The organism is Micromonospora sp. NPDC018662 (assembly GCF_044391475.1).
In the GTDB taxonomy this organism is placed as follows: Bacteria; Actinomycetota; Actinomycetes; order Mycobacteriales; family Micromonosporaceae; genus Micromonospora.
In genome coordinates, this window is sequence record NZ_JBISAC010000012.1 from 83929 (window position 1) to 100921 (window position 16993).

The following is a 16993-nucleotide window of genomic DNA, read 5'->3' on the forward strand; positions in this document are numbered from 1 at the left end:
CGGTAACGCCGCCTGATCACCTCTTCTCATCGTGTAGAGGGGCGCAAGTGGATGTGTTCAAAACCCGGCGGAGAGCCCATCGGCTACCTAACGTGGCGCGCATGGGGCACCATGCGGCTGCAGCCCGGGACCGTTTCCGGCGGTTGCGCGGGTTCAACGTGCTCGTCGGTCTGGTGCTGACCGCCGAGGGTGTCTGGATGTGGGCGGCCAGCAGCGACCTGTCCCTGCCGGTCACCGCGTCCTACCTGACTGCGGACCCGGTGACCCTGCGGGACGCCACCCTCCCGGAGGTGGCCTTCCGGATCGCCGTTGGACCGGCGGTGGCGGTCTTCCTGCTCCTCGCCGCGTTGGACCACCTCGTCACCGCCGCCCCAGGCGTACACCGCTGGTACGAGCGCAACCTCGACCGGCGCGCCAACTACGCCCGCTGGATCGAATACTCGGTCAGTGCCTCGATCATGATCGTGCTGATCGGCCTGTTCGTCGGGATCCGCGACCTCGCGGCGGTCATCGGGATCTTCGCCGCGAACAGCGCGATGATCCTGTTCGGCCTCCTGATGGAACGGCAGCAGACGCCGGGACGCGCGGACTGGACTGCCTTCTGGTTCGGCTCACTGGTCGGCGCGGCTCCCTGGCTGGCGATCGCCGTGTACGTCGCCCAGCCGCCGGAGATCCCCGGCTTCGTGTGGGCGATCATCATCGTGCAGTTCGTGCTCTTCGCGAGCTTCGCGGCCAACATGGCGCTGCAGTACGCCCAACGCGGTCGGTGGCGTGACTACCGTTACGGCGAGGTCTCGTACATCGTGCTCAGCCTCGCGGCGAAATCCGCGCTGGCCTGGCTGATCTACGCCAACGTCCTGCGCATCTGACGGCCGGTCCGGGTGAGGGCATCTTCCCGCTCAGCCAGCCGGCTGGTGTCAACGCCAGCTCAAACCTTGGGCGTAGGCGAACGTGGTGGGAGCGGTGCGACAACTCCTTGACTCGGCTGGTTGATGCTCTCAGCGACCTGGACAGACGTGCGTGAGCATGCCGCTGGGCCACCGGCCTACTGGGGGTCGAGGGGTCGTCGGTTCGAATCCGGCCGTCCCGACAGCGAGAGGGTTTCCGCAGGTCAGAGACTAGCGGGAGCCCTCTTTGATTGCTCAGTATGGATTCCTGGTCTAGTACGCCGCTGTTGGATCTTCAGAAGCTCACCGCCGGACTGTCCCGGACCTGGTCCGGGTTCCTTCGGGACTGGCACCGGTCGCTGCGGGCCGGGAACTACCCGCAGACCACCCGCTACAACTACCTTCTCGCTGCCGCGTAGTTGGGTCGGTACCTGGGGGAGTCGTCCCCGGATCCGGACGCCGACGACGCGGCTGACGACCCGTGCGCCGTGACCCGGGCGCAGTTGGAGGCGTTTCAGGCCTGAATGATCGAGACCCAGCGGGCCCGGTCCGAGGCGGAACGTCCGACGGCCGGTGACGCCCCCTGGGCCCTGGTACGCGAGGTCGACCTCGACAACACCGCGTGGCTGTCGCAGATCGTCGACCGGCAGGGTTGGCCTCGACGCAGCCGCGTCGGCAAGGAAGCGGCCACCGCCGCCTGGCTGCTCGCGCAACGCGCCGACCACGACCCCGACTTCCAACGCCGCTGCCTGCGCCTGCTCGCACACACCGTGGACGACGGGGAGGCCGAACCGTCCCACCTGGCCTACCTGACCGATCGCGTCCGCCGGGCCGAGGGCAGACCACAGCGGTACGGCACCCAGTTCTGGTGCGGCCCCGACGGCGCCGGCCCGCTCCAGCCCCAGCCGATCGAAGACCTGCAACACCTCGACGAGCGCCGCCGCAGCGTCGGGCTCGGCCCCTTCGCCGAGTACGCCAGCCACCTGTGCCAGCAGGACCCCGAGGAGCATGACCAGCGTCCGAGCCGTGGCTGAGGGTCGGACCGGCTCACCGTCGGGGCAGCCAGGACGCCTCGACCAGTGCCCGGGACGCCGCCTCCTCGTAGACCGCCAACGCCAGCCAGGACTCCGCGAACGCCTGCCCGTCGTCGTCGGTGACCCGGCCGAAGGCGTCCCGGGCCCGGTTCCGCGCCGCGACGCTCATCGCCCCGACCAGGTACCCGCCGACATCCAGGCGGGCCCGCCGCAGCTCCCGCTCGGTGGAGTCGGCCAGCGCCTGGACCGCCCGGCCACCCGAGACGACCCGCTCCACCTGCCGGCGCAGCAGACCCAACGCCGGATCGCCGAGGGCCGGGCGCGGCGACGCGGCACCGAACTGCGCAGGCGGCACGGGCTCGCCGAGGTTCGGGCGCCCACCGGCGACCGGCGTCGACGCCGGCACGCGGTCCGTCCTGAGCTGACTGTGGTGCAGCCGGTCGTACCCGAGATCGGCGTGGCCCGCCCAGCTCTCCGGCAGGGCGAGCCCGGGCCCACCGGCGGACACCGGGCCCACGGCGAGCGCCTGGACCATTGCCCGCCGGGTCGGATCGAGCCGGCCCACCAGGCGCAGCTCCGCCCCCACCGCCTGCCCCAGCAACCGCAGGTTGTCGCGGTGGGGCAGGCCGGGGTGCTCGTCGGCGACGGTCAACGTCAGGACCGCGCCGTCGCCGGTGGCGGCCAGCACGGCGTTCTCCTGGGCACCCAGCACCCGCACGGTCAGGAAGAGCAGGTCGGCCCCGACGGGACGCTCCGGCACCGGTTGGGCTGACGCGGCGAGGGCCCGCCGTACCTGATCGGCCAGGGGCTGTGCCCACAGCCCGACCAGGGGTTCGTCGGCCCAGCCGGCGCCGCTGGCCCGCGCCGCGCGCACCGCACGTCCGGTGCCCAGCTGCCCCGACACCGACGCGGTGCCGCCGGAAACCACCAACCCGGCCCGGGTCAGCTGCCGGTGGGTGAGCCCCGACTCGCCCACCGCCACGGTCGAGTCACCCGCGCCGGCGGCCCGCCCGGCACCGCCCGGCGCGAGGTCGGCGACCGTCCACAGCCGACCGTCCCGGTCCACCAGGTAGGTGACCACCCCGGCGTACCCGGAGTCGGCCACCACGGGCACCGCGCAGAGCCCGTACAGCCGCAGGCCGGCCTGCGGATCGTAGGCCCGCCGGGCGGCGCCCAGCAGCGGCCCGAGTTCCCCGGCCGGCGGGCCGGTTCCGCGCAGTCGACGGGACACGGCCAGCAGCTCGCGCAGATCGTCGGTCAGGTCGGCCAGCCGGAACTGCGACTCGGCCGCCCGGGCGGCCTGTAGTCCCGCCGCGACCCGGGTGCCGGACGCGGCGGCACGGTGCAAACCGTTGGCCCTGGCCTCGTGCACGGCCCGGAGCAGGGCGGTCCGCAGCACGACCCCGCAGCCGACGGTCCCGGCCCCGAGCACGGCCACCGCCACCTGCCACAACCCGTCGGCGGCGGCGCGCTGACGCGCGGTCAACTCGCTGCCCCCCGCCGACCCGCCCCCCGCCGCCGCCGACCCGCTGGCCGTCCCGGACGCCGCGACGGCGGTCGGACCGGATCCCGTGCCGGCGGTCGGACCGGCGGCCTCCGGCACCGGGTCCGTCGGGGCCGGGTCGTCTACCGGGGCCAGGGCGAGCACCGCCGCGCGGTGCAGGCAGTTGGGTGCGAGCAGGCAGCTGCATCGGGCGTCGGCGGCGGCGCGCACCACCCCGTCGACCGCGACCAGCGTCACCGTGGTCGCGTCGTCGACCCGGACCGTCACCTCGCCGGCCGTGCCGGCGACCGGCCAGTCGCTGGCCCGGGCCGCCGCGTCGTCCACCTTCCTGCGGAGCCGGGCGGGCAGCGCGTCGAGCGCCTCGGCCAGCACCGGCGCGGTCACCGCTGGCAGGCCGGTCATCCACGCACCTGCTCCCCGACCCACCGGGCCAGCTCCAACGGGCTCAACGCGGCGATCGGCATCCCCGCCGCCACCAGCTGACCGGCCGCCGAGACCGAGTACCGGGGTCGCCCGGTGTCGTCCAGGCTGGCGCAGCCCAGCACGGTACAGCCCGCCTCCACCAGCGCCCGGGTCTCGGCCAGCAGCCCACCCATCGGAAATCCCTCCTCGAAGTCGCTGACGACGACCACCATGGTCCGTCGCGGGACGGTGACCAGTGACCGGGCGTGACGCAACCCGGCCGCGATGTGCGTACCCCCGCCGACGCTGACCTCCAGCAGCAGGGCCAGCGGATCGTCGACCCGCTCGGACAGGTCCACCACCTCGGTGGAGAAGGCCACGAAGTGGGTGGTGAGCGCCGGTACACCGGCGAGCACGGCGGCGGTGAGCGCCGACCAGATCACCGACTCCTCCATCGAGCCGGAGACGTCGACGACGAGCACCAGCCGCCAGTCCACCCCCCGGCGGGCCCGGGTCCGGAACACCGGCCGCTCGGGCACCAGCACGACCCGGCCCTGCTCGTCGCGGCGGCTGGTGGCCAGGTTGGCCCGCAGCGTCCGAGGGAGGTCCAGCGGCCCGCCCGGTCGGTAGCTGGGGCGGGGGGTGGTCAGCCCGGTCAGCGCCGGCCGCAACCGGGAGGCCAGCTCCCTGGTCAGCTCCTCGACGAGGCGGGTCACCAGCGGTCGCAGCCGAGCCATGGTGGACTCCGGCAGCCCACCGGCGAGGGTGAGCACGTCGCGGAGCAACTCGACGGAGGGACGCACCGCCGCCGGATCGAGCTCGACCGCCGCGTCCAGCCGGCCCGCCTCGACCGCTCGGGCCAACACCTCCTCGCGGATACCGGGCCCGAACAGGACCGCCAGCTCCTCCGCCCACTCCCGTACGCCGGGGAACGACGCCTCCCGGCCGACGCGACCGGCCGCCTCCACGCCGGCCCCCTCGCCCCGGCCGGCCCCGTACAGCTCGTCGAGGGCGGTGGCGTACCGCCGTGCGCCCGACCCGGTCCGGCTGGTCTCCCGACCGAGCACGAGCCGCCACCGGTCGACCGTCGCGAGCGCGTCGGTCGGAGCCCGGCGGGCGGGCGGCGGCGCGGCGCCAGGAGCGTCGACCGGCCGGTCCGTCGGCGGCTCCGCCGGCTCGGGGGCGAGGAAGCCCTGCCGGACCAGTGCCGACCGGCCCGCCCGGTCGGCGAGCAGCCGGACCAGCAGGGCGTCCGGATCGTCGAGCACGGCGATGTCGGTGGCCGGATCGGCCCCGCCCAGCCGCGCCCGGACCACGTCCAGCAGGCGATCCCGGCCGGCCGGGCTGACCACGTGGAAGCCGGCGCGCAACGCCGGCAGCCGGGTGAGGAACTCCTCGTCGGGCAGCGCCTCGACCCGGTCGAGGAGGCCGTCCAGCACCTCGCCGCTGCCCCGCAGCAGCGGCTCGGCGACGACCAGCAGCCCGGTCAGGTGGCCCTGGAGTTGCCGCCGCGCGGTAGGTGTGGTCGCGGTGTCCACCCAGGACGCGATGCGCCGCCCGAAGGCGGCCGGCTCCCCCAGCCCCAGCAGGACCCGCACCGCCCCGGCTGCGGCGGCCATCAGCGGCGTGCCCTGGGCGGTGAGCCGGGCCAGGCAGTCAGCCAGCCGCAGCACCACCCCGGCGGCGTCGGCCCGCTGGGCGAGCGCGGCCAGCGCCTCCGCGTCGGCCACGTCCTCCGCACCGGCCAGCCCGTCGACCTGCCGGACCGCCGCGCTCTCCAGCGCCTCGGCGACCGTGCCCAGCTCGCCCGCCGGCAGCCCGGACCCACCCGGAAGCTGGCCGAGGCGCAGCCGGTCGAGCAGCGCCAACGCGGCGATCAGTTCGCCGAGGGTGCCCTCCGCCGGCACCGTGACCGCCAACTCGGTGAGCCGGCGCGCGGTCAACCCGGTCAGGTCGCACCGCGCGGCGGCCTCCAGACCGCCGATCACCGCGGCCACGGTCGGGCCCTCCTCGGCCCGTTCCCGCCGCCGCCGCTCCACCAGGGCGCCCTCGGCGGCCTGGGCGAGGGTCACCCCGCGCAGGCCGGCCACCTCGATCGTCGCCTCGGTCCGCGGCGACCACCCCACCCGCCAGCGCGAGGTGATCGCGTCGACACCGCCGACCCCCGCACCGACGACCGGTTCGGCGTAGGCGACGCCACAGACCGCGAGCCGGTGCAGGGTGATCTCGCGCCGTCGGTCCAGGTCGGACCGGAGCGGGTCCAGCCGCAGCTCTCTGGCCGGGTCGCCGGCGCCGGGCAGCCGCAGCCCGGCCAACAGTTCCCGCACCGCCGGGGCCAGCCCGGAGCGGGGAGCACCGGGGGGCAACGCGCCCCGCCGGTCGCCGACGAGAACCTGCTCCATCGCCCCGGCCACCACCCGGCCGCGGCCCAGCACCTCGCCGTGGGCCAGCACGCTCTGCATCGCCTCGACCAGCTCACCCCGGCCCGGCGCGGGCAGGCCGCGCAGTCGGGCCAGGTCGAGTGCGAGCCGGGCCGTCTCCCGGGCCTCGGCCGGACCGGCCGGATGACCGGCCCGGCGGATCGCCGCACAGACGGCCACCACGGCGGCCACCGTCGCCGACTCGACGGCGGCCGGGTCACCGCCGGCCGCGAGGACCGACTGCTGCCACTGCGGATCGCGGATCCCGGCCGGATAGCCCGACCGGGCATCCAGCAGCCCGAACGTGTACGGCACCAGCGAGGTCACCACCGACGGCGGGCTGGCCGGGCCCGCCGGCGGTGCGCCCGCCCCGGTCAGCAACGCCGGGGCGTGGAAGGCGCCGACCAGGGCGGCGACCCGTTGTTGCCCCGCCTCGGCCAGGCACTGTCGCATCCGCGCCTCCCGCCGCAGGTCGAGAGAGGACACCCCGGCCCCTCGCTCGGCATCGGCGCGCAGCGCCCAGCCGACCGCCAGCGCCGCGCGGCGTACCGCCTCCGGGCTCGCGCCGGGCGCTCGTGCCTCGACGGACCGGTCCCACAGGTCCTCGTCGGGACGCCCGGTGCCCGCCGCCCGCAGCGCGTCGGCGAACGACCGGCCCGTCGCCGGGGCGCCACCCGGCCCGGGGTCGCGCTCCCGCCACGCCGCGTCCGTCAGGGGCAGGTCGCACGGTACGACCGGGACCCCGTTGCGGGCGGCCCAGCGCACCGCGACGAACTCCGGGGAGAAGTCGGCGAACGGGTAGAACGCCGGCTCCCCACCGTCGCCGACCACGCCGGCCAGCGCCACCGGTGCGATCGTGGTCGGATCGGCGAGCCACGGCAGCCACTCGCCCAGCTCCGGTGGGAGTTCGAGGAGCAGCACCTCGGGCCGGAACTCGGCCAGCAGTCGCGGAAGCACCACCGCCAGCGCGGGCGAGTGGTGCCGCACCCCGATCAGGTACGGCCGGCGGCACCCGGCCAGCTCGGTGACCGCGACCACCGGATCGAGCTGCCCGGCGGCGGCCGGGTCCCGCGGCTCGGCCGGGTCCCGCGGCTCGGCCGGGTCCGGCGGCTCAGTCGGCGAGGACATCACGCAGTTCCCAGAGTCGCCGCCACAGCCGCGCACCGTCCTCGGCCCGACGCCGGACCGCGCCGTCCCAGTAGCCGAGCAGCTTGGCCCCGTCGGCGGGGTCGTCCTTGCGGACCACGCCCAGCAGGTGCCCCGGTAACAGCGACAACACGTCCCGGTCGCCGGGGAAGTATGCCGCCGCCAAGGCCAGCGACGTCGCGACCGCCACCGCCTCGGCGGTGCTCATCACCGTCGAGGGCCGCTCCACCTCCCAACCCTCGACCGACCGCCCGGCCCGCAGGTCCCGGAACGCGGTGACCAGCGCCTCCAGCACGGCGTCGTCGACCGCGAACGGGGTGCGTACCCGGTCCAGCGCCGCCCGGGCCTGCCGCCGCACCAGCGCGGTCTCCTGCGCCAGGTCGGGGATCGGGCCGACGGTCTCGAAGTTGAACCGGCGCTTGAGCGCGGCGGACATCTCCGACACCCCCCGGTCCCGGAGGTTGGCGGTCGCGATCAGCGTGAAGCCGGGCGCGGCGGGAACGGTGGCCTCGACGGTGCCGGACAGCTCCGGCACCGCGATCCTCCGGTCGGACAGGATGGACACCAGCGCGTCCTGGACCTCCGGCAGGCAGCGGGTGATCTCCTCCACCCGGGCCACCGCGCCGGTACGCATCGCGGTCATGATCGGCGACGGCACCAGCGCGGCGGCGCTGGGCCCGTGCGCGAGCAGCAGCGCGTAGTTCCAGCCGTACCGGAGCTGGTCCTCGGTGGTGCCCGCGGTGCCCTGCACGACCAGCTCGCTGGTGCCGCAGACCGCCGCGGACAACAGCTCCGACAGCATCGACTTCGCGGTGCCCGGCTCGCCGACGAGCAGCAGTCCCCGCTCTCCGGCCAGGGTGACGACACAGCGCTCGACCAGGGCCCGCTCGCCGACGAACTTGGCGGCGACGGCCAGCTTGCGGGGCAGGGTGTCGCGGCGGGCCTCCTTCGGCAGCTCAAGCTCGGCCTCGGCGCTGCCGGCGATGAACGTGACGACCGCACGGGGGGTGAGCCGCCAGCCCGGGGGCCGGGGCCCGTCGTCGTACGCGGCGAGGAACTCCAGCTCGGTGGCGTGGGCGTGCTCGGCGGGGTGGACCTGCCGAGCCGCCGGGGTGGTCGTGGTCATCGGCGCCTTTCCGTGACGAGATCATCGAATCGGGGTGCGTCACCGGCGTGCAGCCGGTCCCAGGCGAGCGCGAACATCCGGGGCGCGGGAGCGATCGGGATGACGATGCCCAGGGCGGTCACGCCGCCCTCGCCCCCGATCAGCAGCGGCAGCTTCCACCGCTCCAGCGGCAGCAGCGGCGCCTTCAGCGCCAACCAGCCACCGGGTAGGAACAGGGACCGCCCGGCCCGGGACCGCTTCGCGACCACGACGTGCGGGGTCGCGGCCAGCTCGGCCCGCGCCGCCTTGAGCCGCGCCGGCTTCCACCCGGTCCACCGGGCGACGTTGCGGTCGGTGGGATCGGGCAGGGCGAGCAGTTGCAGGTAGAGCGCGGCGGCGTCGGCGCTCAGCCCGAGCGTGGCGCCTACCGTCGCGACCAGCTCCGGCGCGGACCGGGTCGGGTCCTGCGCGAAGCCTTCGGCCGTCGGCGCGACGGTGTCGGACACCGCCTCGGTGAGCTGGTCACCGAGCAGCGCCCGCAGCGCCGCGAGCACCGACTCGTCGGCCCCGTCGAGGCGGGCCCGCAGCACCGCGAACACCGGATCGTCCACCCCCCGCAGCCCGGCCGGGCGCAGCCGCACCTGGTGCCAACCGGTGTCCGGCGGGATGACCACCGGGCCGATGCCGGTCCCGGCGGGGCCGGTGGTCGCCGGAGTGCCGAGCGCGGCGGCGAGCGCCGGGATCTTGGGCTCGTTGAGGCGACCGACCGGGATGGTGAAGTCGGGATCGGTCAGCCGCTGCCGGGCCAGCCGGGCGGCGACCGGCAGCGCCGACCGGATCGGATCGTCGGCGGACAGGTCGTACGCCAGCCACGGCAGCGTCTTGGTCAACGCGACCAGCACGTCGTGGTCGTCGATCCCGGGGGCGGTGCCGGCCAGCCAGCGGCAGGTGGTCGGATTCGCCACCCCGTGGATCACCTCGGAGGCCGACAACGGACTGGCCACGTCGGCCCGGTCCACCCGGACGATCAACTCGTCGGAGACCGGCCGACGTCGGCCGTGCCGCCGGATCCACTCCTCGACGATCAGGTCGTGCCGCGGCCCGTCGGCCCAGAGCGCCGCCGGGTCGTCGGGCACCAGCCGCCCCAGCACCTCGGCCACGCCCTCGCGCCGGTCGTCGCCCCAGAACCGCGCCGCCACCGCCGCGGCCGCCGGGTCGGGCAACCCCAACGTGGTACGCGCCGACGCGCCCTCGGCCTTCTCCCACGCGACCCGGGGCAGGCCCGCCAGCAGCAGCACAGCCTCGGCGTGGCTCATGCCCGCCTCCTCGGACAGCGCCAGCGCCCGATCCGCGCGCCAGGGCGCCGGGCCGTTCCCGCGGACCAGCCGGACGAAGGAGTCGATCCGCTCCGGCGTCACCGCACCGGTCCGCATGATCTGCTCCCCGGTGATCCGGAAACCCGGCACCGCGTCGAACCGTCCGGTGGACGCCCAGTCGAGCACGTCGACCTCACGGTCGTCGGTGTCCACCCCGAGCACCAGCAGCCGCCGGCCGCCGGCGGTGAACACCTGCCCCCTGACGTGGTCGAGCGGTCGGGTGCCGTCGGCGACCAGGGTGGCCCGCCGTACCCGGCTGCCCGGAGCGACGAGCCCGGACCGGGCGCAGGTCTCCAGCAGTGTCAGCAGCGCCTCGCGCACCTCGGGCCTGGTCACCGGTCCCGCCGCCCGGTACATCGCGGCGGGCAGCAGCCCCAGCGCGTCGAACCAGTCGAGGTCGCCGTCCAGTTCGATCGGGGCGGTCGGGACCGGCCCGGTGCCGGTGAGCGCGGCGCCCGCCCGCGCGATGAGCCGCTGGGCGCTGTCCCCCTTGCTGTAGCAGTATTGGATGAGCCCGGACAGTCCCTCGACGAGCAGCCGGTCGGCGGCCGTCTCCTCGGCACCGGCCGGACTCCGATCCCCGGCCGGCGAGGCGCTGCCCGGCCGGCCCGCCAGCACGTCGGCCAACGCGCGCAGCCGCGCCGCCTGCCCGGCCGCCTGCTCGACGAGGCCGGCGACCCCGGCGACGAGAGCGGGGGCGGTGAGCTGCGGGAGGTGCCGGCCGACCAGGGCGCGCACCTGCGTGGTGTCCAGCCCGGCCGCCTCGGCCAGCAGCGCCCCGGCCTGCGCGTCGGTGACGGCTCGCAGTGCCGCCGAGCCGGCCTCGTCGCGGGGGCGCAGAAAGTGCCAGAACTCCGGCGGCGGCACCAGGCCGGTGCCGGCGGCGGAGGCAGAGCGTTCACCGCCCAGCGGGTACCACCCGAGTTGGAAGCCGTCGTCGGCGCAGACCAGCAGCGAGCCACGGTTGCCCCGGCTGCTGCGCAGCAGACCGTGGGTGGCGGTCGCGCCCGGGAATCGCACCGCTGCGGCCAGGCTCCCGTCCGGGCCGACACCGGCCGGCAGCGCGAAGGACCGGCCGTTCACGGCTTCGCCGGCCCAGCCGCCGTCGGGGCCGCGCCGGACCCGCCACCCGGCGAGCCCGTCGGCCCGGCCCAGCGGGCTGTCGGCCGACTCGGTGGGGCGCAGCCAGCACAGGTCGGCGTCCAGCGGTTGGCCGTCGACGGCGCCGTCCTCGAAGAACGCCGGCAGGGAGGACCGCCCGGGCTCGCCGGTCGCCGGGTCGTACTCGTGCCACCCCCGGTCCTGCTCGCGGGCGCGCACCCAGTAGGTGCTGCCGTCGCTGATCACCCGACCGCCGGTCCGCTCCCCCCGGTCACCCACCCGCAGCGGACGCCGACCGAAGGTGCGCCCGCCGCCGGGCAGCGGCAACGACAGGTCGGCGTACGGGTTGAAGGCGTCGTCGTCGATGACGAAGACGTCGTCCGGCGCGCCGCTCCAGTAGGCGGCCCGGTCCGGGCCCCGGTCCCAGCAGACCAGCAGTTGGCCGTCGACGTAGCGCAGCACCTGCCGCCACAGGTAGCGGCGCTCCCCGGCCGGGATCCGCATCAGGTGCTCGTGCTCCACCCCGTCCGGCCCGACCACCAGCACCAGGTCACCGCGGACCAGCAGCAGGTACGGCCACTGCCCGATGAGCCGTAGGTCCTCGTCCGGCTCGCCGAGACGGTCGGCGGCGGCGTCCAGGGCCGGCCAGCCGTACTCGTCGAGCAGACCGGTCCGCAGGGTACGGCCGAGAATCGGGCCGAGGTCGTGCGCGACGAGCCGGCGTACCGCGTCGGGGTTGACCGCGAACCCGGCCGGGCAGGCGACGGTGTCGACCCGGTCGAGTTGGTGGTCGATCGCCGGCAGCCCCTGCCGGCCCACCGCGTCGGCGAGGGTGTCCAGCCACCGCCGCAGGGCCGTGCGGAGCCCGGGCGCCGCGATGATCTGGCGCACCCGCGCCGTCGTTTCGCGCTGGTCGCGCGAGCCGGTCCGCAGCCGGCCCTCCACGCCCTTGATCAACGCCGGCAGGAAGCGCGGGTCGGCGGCGGTGGCCACCAGGTCACGCCGGCCGGGCGTCTCGTCCGACAGCCACTGGTCCACCCAGTACCGGGCGGTGTCGGCCGGGTCCGCGACCGGCACGCCCAGCGCCAGGCAGAGGTCGAGCAGGTCGAGGTCGACCGCGTCGTGGTCGCGGCAGAGCGCGACCGGCACACCGTCGGACTTCAGCCGCCCGGCCATCCGCTCGACCAGCGCCAGCAGCCCGGGGTGCCGCTTGCGTGCCCGCCAGGAACGCCGCTCGCGGTGCCCGTCGATGCGGCGCAGCCAGCCGGCGGGTCCGTCCGGCGCGTCGGCCTCGGCGGGGACGCCACCCGCCGGCTCGGTCAGCGCGGCCGTGGCGCCGGCCTCCTCCAGCACGCCCAGCCAGACGTCGTCGCCGCAGTGCTGCGGGGTGAGGCCGAGCAGCCGGCCGCGCAGGGCGGGATCGGCGGCGGCGAGCCGGGCCAACGGCTTCCGGTAGGCCGTCCAGAACGCCTCGGGCGCCCGGTTGAGCGCCGGGGCGGCCAGCAGTTGGCCGAGCACCTGTTCATCGGCGGCGGTCGGGTCGAGGCCCGCCTTACGGGCCAGCCGGCGCAGGTCGGTGTGCATCGCCGCGTACGGCGGGAGGCCACCCAGGGTGCGCTCCACGCACAGCCGCAGGAACATCTCGTACGCGTCCGCCGGGGCACACCGCGTCGCCAGGTCTCGGGCGTGCCCGGAGAGCGCCTTCGCGGTCAACGCTCCGGCCAGGGCGAACTCCAGGAACACGGCGTGCTGGCGGTCCTCGTCGATGGTCAGCCCGTAGGCCCGTTCCGCCTCGCGTGCCTTGCCGAACATGGTCGCCGCGTACGCCACGCTGTCGGCGGCCAGGAACGCCCGGCCGGCCTCCTCGTAGAACGTCGGCAGGAAGTGCGGCACCGACCGGGCCAGCCGCTCGCCGAGGGCGTTGAAGCCGTCCTTCGCCGGGCCGATCCGGGACTTGGCCGTCCGGGCCAGCCGCTCGATCTCCTTGACCAGGGCAAGCGCGTGGTGCCCGTTGGCCGGGTCGTGGACCAGCGCCCACGCCGGGAAGCCCAGCGCCTGTTGGCGGACCACACCGACCGGGGTCACCCGGTGCGGGCGGGCGAAGCCCAGGAACTCCATGGCGAGGTCCTCGGCCTCGCCCAGCGCGCCGCTGACCAGCCGGACCACGGCCCGCCCGGCGAGCACCGGGTGGGCGTACCGACGGGCGGTCAGGGTGTCGACGACGTCCTCCTTGGGCACCACCGTGCCGGCCGGCAGCACGGCCCCCGCTTCCACCAGGTCCATCGCGTCGATGCTCACTTCTCCTCCTCCTGCTGCTCCGCCACGACCCGGCCGGCGTGCAGCGCGGCGGCCATCCGGGTGCCTTCCGACCAGGTCACCGGGCCGACCGCGCCCAGCGGCAGGGCGGTGCCGTGCCGGTCGGTGAAGACGAGGTCGCCCGTCTCGGTCTCGTAGTACGGGTCGTCGGCGCCGACCCACGACCGGGCCTCGACGGTGCGGCCGTCCTCGAAGATCCGGCACACCGCGTTGCCGCCGCGCACCGGGTAGCCGAGCTTCGTCGCACGGGCCGTCAGGTGACGCAGTTGGTCGTACTTGCCGCCGGAGTAGTCACCGAACCGGGTCGCCTTCGGGTCGACGTCCGCGCCGCGGACCCAGGTCTGCCGGAAGAGTTGGTCGACGGACTGGCGGACCTGGAGGTCGGCGGCGAACTCGCGCAGGTCGTCGAGGTCGGCGAGGGTGACCGGGTGCGGGACGACGACCCGCCGGGCGGCCCGGCGGACCGTGTCGCCGTCGAGGTTGACCAGCCCGATCTGGCCGTCGCCCACCTCGCGCAGCAGACCCACCTCGTCCGGGTCCCAGTGGCCGTCGTCGTCGAGCACCGCGACGACGAGGTCGGTGAGCGCGGCGCGCCACGCCTCGTCCGGCCACACCTCGGTCAGGACCGCGACCGGCACCGGCAGCGAGCGCACCATCCAGCGCTCGACGTCCGTGCGGCACTGGGTCTCGTGCCGGGCCAGCCACTCGGTGAGCTGCCGCAGCCCGACCACTGTCGGATCGTCCCGCAACGACGCCGGCAGGGAGCGGAGTTCGCGCCCCTTCGCGTTACGGGCGACGACGTCGCCATCGCGGTAGGTGACCTGGTAGCCACCCGAAACCTCTGACCATCCCATGTGGACATCCGACGCTCGACGGGAGAAGACACTCGACGGGAGAAGACACCGGAGGCTAGCCCAGCCGGGCGACAAACCCGCCGTCGCTCCGCCGGGCGCGGGCCGACCCGGCGGACCCGGCTGCCGGCGCACGCCAGTCGGCGAGGCGACCAGCCGCTCAGGTCTGTCGGCCGCCACCCGCGACGTGCACAATCGGCCACATGACGATCACGGTTGGCGGGCCGCCCGCCCACGACACGCCGGCCGACCTCGCTCGGCGCTCCTGACGGGCGGGGTGATCGGGAGCATCGCTGACCGCCTTCATCGGTGGCTGCGTCGTCGAGCGGGCGCCGCTGATCGTCGGGGGGCTGGTCCTGCCCGCGGTCTACGGCCTCGCCCTCTTCCTCGCCACGTTGCCGCGCGGCGCCCGGGAAGCGGCCTTCGTGCCGCGCACGGCACTCGCGGTGATCGAGGTTCTGGAGGCCGTCGGGGGCGAGACGCGGATCGTGACACGGCCGACGCCGGAGTGGGACGAGCGGGCGGCCGTGTCCCAGGTGGACTCGGCGCCCGGCCCGGCCATGAGAAGCGAGTCGCCGCGGGCTGTTTCGGCGGCTTCCTCACTCTCCTCGGTCTGCTGCTCGGCGCGGGCCGCGGTACGCGCTGAGGCGCCCCCCGGCGGGCCTGGCGGCCGGCGTCTCCTGGGCCGCGTCGCTGCCCTGCCCGTGATTCCGCCGCATAGCCCGATCCGCCTTCCACCGCCGCTGGACCGTCTCATCGACGACCTTGTCCCACCACCGCGTCGGGCACACCGCCGTGGCTCGCACCCCGGGCAGCCCATGGCTGTTCCCCGGCGGGGCACCCGGTCGTCCGATCAGCGGACCACAACTCGCCGCACTACTACGGCGCCTCGGCATCCCAGCCCGGCTGGGCCGCAACAGCGCCCTGATCGACCTCGCCACTCAGCTGCCTGCCGCCCTCAGCCAATTCCTCGGCGTGCACTCGCAAACCGCAACAGCGTGGACCGTCGAAGCCGGCAACACCCGGCTTCGATCGTGGTGCTGAACGCCGGGTGGAACACGCTACGCCTGACCCGGCGCAGCCGCTGGGCGGAACTCGACGACCTGGAGATCGCCTGACCGTCGGTGCGGGCGAAGCCGTTCGTGGGGAGGCGGGGGGGGGGGGGGGGGGGGGGGGGGGGGGGGGGGGGGGGCGCGGGGCGGGGGGCCGCGCCCCCCCCCCCCCCCCCCCGCGTTCACCAGCCGACGGCGACGAGCAGCCACTGCGGGTCGCCGTGCGAGACGAACGACGACTGGTCGGCGACGTCGTCGTACGGGAAGCCGTAGGCGCGGCCGTTGATGGCGCGGTCGTGCCAGAACTTCGCGTACCAGTTGGCCGGCGACTGCTGGTAGAAGCGGGTCGGGTCCTCCCACTGCGTCCGGGCGAGCTGCGCGGTGTGCCGGTTCAGCGCGGCGCAGCCGGTCGGGTCACCGGCGAACCGGCCGGCGCAGCCGAAGATGTCCGACGTGGCCGCCGGCAGCCCCACCGAGGTGGCGTACGCGGTGAAGTAGCCGGCGTACTGGCCGCCGGCCCGGAACTGCGGCGAGCTGCCCGGCGCCGGGATCCGGTAGGGCGCCTCGATGCTGGCCAAATGCTTGAACTCCGCCGGCACCGCGTCGGCGAAGCGCTGGAACGTCACCGAGCGGTCCTCGGCGAAGGTCGCCTCGTTCTCACCGACCGCGACGTCGTAGCCGTCGCGCGCGTGCAGCCGCATCGCCAGCTTGAGCGCGAACGCGTCGACCCGGGTGGTGTTGCCGTTGAACTGGTTCGTACCCACCGTGAACTCGATGAAGTCACTGTACTGACTGGTCGGTGAGCCGAGGCGGAAGTACATCCGGCCCGCGGAGTTGACCGGCATGTCCAGGTAGGGCTGTTCGGCGATGGAGTGGGTCTGCCCGTTGAAGCTCCAGTAGACCTGACTGTCGGGGTAGCGGCCGTTGGTCCGGTTGAGCACCTTGACGGTGAGCACGTTGCGGGCCGGCGGGATGCTTGTCGTGTCACCCCAGAACCCGCCGGTCGGCGGTGGGGTGGTCGGCGGCGTCGTCGAGTCGTCGGTGCTGGCGACCGCCACCTCCCAGAGCGAGTAGCCGTAGGGCGTGGCCCGGGTCGTGCCGTACATCCGCAGGTAGCGGCCGGTGCCGGTGACCGCGAGGGTCTGCGTGCCGCCGGTGCCGGCGGTGGTCGAGGAGATGGTGGTCCACGGCCCGTCCGGTGCGGCGGCCACCTGGAGTTGGAAGGCCACCGCGTACGCGGCCTCCCACCGAAGCGTGACCTGGCAGATGGTCCGGGTGGCGCCGAGGTCGACGCGTAGCCACTGCGGGTCGGCGAAGGCGCTCGACCACCGGGTGCCGGTGTTGCCGTCGACGGCGGCCGAGGCCGGGAAGGCGGCGCTCTCGGTGGACGAGGCGACCGCCGGGCGACCGGCGGCCACGTTGCCGCCGCAGGCGGCGAGGCCCGGGGCCGCGCCCGCCGAGGGGGCGGCGGCGAGCATGCCGCCGGCGAGCAGGGCGAGCGCGGTGACGGCGGCGGCGAGCAGCCGACGCCCGGGACGGCCGGGGACGGGACGGGCCGGCACGAGCCGGTGCGGGACGGGTGGGGTGGGGGACATGAACGCCTCCTTCGGTGGATCCGACGGAGGGCGCTCTCTCGGTCACCGAGGGTGGACCCGGATCGCGGTCGTTGTCAAGGAACAGTCGGCGCCTCATGATCTTTTCCGGACTTTCCGCGCATCGTTGACTCAGTGAAGAGCGTCGATGACGCTGGATTCGAGGGCGCTCTCTCCGCAAGGTCCCCACCACCACCGTCTGGGAGC

9 protein-coding genes are annotated in these 16993 nt (G+C 75.1%); 3 read left to right on the forward strand and 6 right to left on the reverse strand.

Going from position 1 to position 16993, the window contains the following annotated elements:
- The first annotated feature begins 101 nt into the window (after nucleotides 1–101).
- From heR to ACH495_RS27165, 3 genes are all read left to right on the forward strand, one after another.
- Nucleotides 102–869: a heliorhodopsin HeR gene (gene heR / locus ACH495_RS27155; RefSeq protein WP_396860536.1), complete on the forward strand. Its 768-nt coding sequence runs from the start codon at nucleotides 102–104 to the stop codon at nucleotides 867–869.
- Between the two features lie 305 nt (nucleotides 870–1174).
- On the forward strand, nucleotides 1175–1306 hold the full coding sequence (locus ACH495_RS27160; protein WP_396860537.1) for a hypothetical protein: 132 nt from the start codon (nucleotides 1175–1177) through the stop codon (nucleotides 1304–1306).
- A gap of 105 nt (nucleotides 1307–1411) precedes the next feature.
- Nucleotides 1412–1921 (forward strand): DUF6624 domain-containing protein, encoded by a 510-nt coding sequence (locus tag ACH495_RS27165; protein ID WP_396860538.1) that lies wholly within the window; start codon nucleotides 1412–1414, stop codon nucleotides 1919–1921.
- A 13-nt stretch (nucleotides 1922–1934) separates the two neighbouring features.
- Here ACH495_RS27165 and ACH495_RS27170 read toward each other — a convergent pair whose 3' ends face one another.
- From ACH495_RS27170 to ACH495_RS27195, 6 genes are all read right to left on the reverse strand, one after another.
- Nucleotides 1935–3827 (reverse strand): hypothetical protein, encoded by a 1893-nt coding sequence (locus ACH495_RS27170; RefSeq protein WP_396860539.1) that lies wholly within the window; start codon nucleotides 3825–3827, stop codon nucleotides 1935–1937.
- Entirely contained in the window at nucleotides 3824–7375 is a 3552-nt protein-coding gene (locus tag ACH495_RS27175) for a DUF5682 family protein (RefSeq protein WP_396860540.1), read from the reverse strand. Before ACH495_RS27175 ends, ACH495_RS27170 begins: the two co-directional genes overlap by 4 nt.
- The gene (locus ACH495_RS27180; RefSeq protein ID WP_396860541.1) at nucleotides 7359–8519 is read right to left on the reverse strand and encodes an AAA family ATPase; all 1161 of its coding nucleotides are present in this window, start codon (nucleotides 8517–8519) and stop codon (nucleotides 7359–7361) included. The genes ACH495_RS27175 and ACH495_RS27180 overlap by 17 nt, the downstream gene beginning before the upstream one ends.
- On the reverse strand, nucleotides 8516–13273 hold the full coding sequence (locus tag ACH495_RS27185) for a hypothetical protein (RefSeq protein ID WP_396860542.1): 4758 nt from the start codon (nucleotides 13271–13273) through the stop codon (nucleotides 8516–8518). Before ACH495_RS27185 ends, ACH495_RS27180 begins: the two co-directional genes overlap by 4 nt.
- Complete coding sequence (locus ACH495_RS27190) at nucleotides 13270–14145, reverse strand: DUF4132 domain-containing protein (protein WP_396860543.1); 876 nt, start codon at nucleotides 14143–14145, stop codon at nucleotides 13270–13272. Before ACH495_RS27190 ends, ACH495_RS27185 begins: the two co-directional genes overlap by 4 nt.
- Before the next feature lie 1231 nt (nucleotides 14146–15376).
- Nucleotides 15377–16789 (reverse strand): beta-1,3-glucanase family protein, encoded by a 1413-nt coding sequence (locus ACH495_RS27195; RefSeq protein ID WP_396860544.1) that lies wholly within the window; start codon nucleotides 16787–16789, stop codon nucleotides 15377–15379.
- Nucleotides 16790–16993 lie beyond the last annotated feature (204 nt).

What these genes read in the sequence shown, in the direction of transcription:
- heR (WP_396860536.1), top strand. Translation starts at nt 102, where the DNA reads ATGGGGCACCATGCGGCTGCAGCCCGGGACCGTTTCCGGCGGTTGCGC.
- ACH495_RS27165 (WP_396860538.1), top strand. Translation starts at nt 1,412, where the DNA reads ATGATCGAGACCCAGCGGGCCCGGTCCGAGGCGGAACGTCCGACGGCC.
- ACH495_RS27170 (WP_396860539.1), bottom strand. Translation starts at nt 3,827, where the DNA reads ATGACCGGCCTGCCAGCGGTGACCGCGCCGGTGCTGGCCGAGGCGCTC.
- ACH495_RS27175 (WP_396860540.1), bottom strand. Translation starts at nt 7,375, where the DNA reads ATGTCCTCGCCGACTGAGCCGCCGGACCCGGCCGAGCCGCGGGACCCG.
- ACH495_RS27180 (WP_396860541.1), bottom strand. Translation starts at nt 8,519, where the DNA reads ATGACCACGACCACCCCGGCGGCTCGGCAGGTCCACCCCGCCGAGCAC.
- ACH495_RS27190 (WP_396860543.1), bottom strand. Translation starts at nt 14,145, where the DNA reads ATGGGATGGTCAGAGGTTTCGGGTGGCTACCAGGTCACCTACCGCGAT.
- ACH495_RS27195 (WP_396860544.1), bottom strand. Translation starts at nt 16,789, where the DNA reads ATGTCCCCCACCCCACCCGTCCCGCACCGGCTCGTGCCGGCCCGTCCC.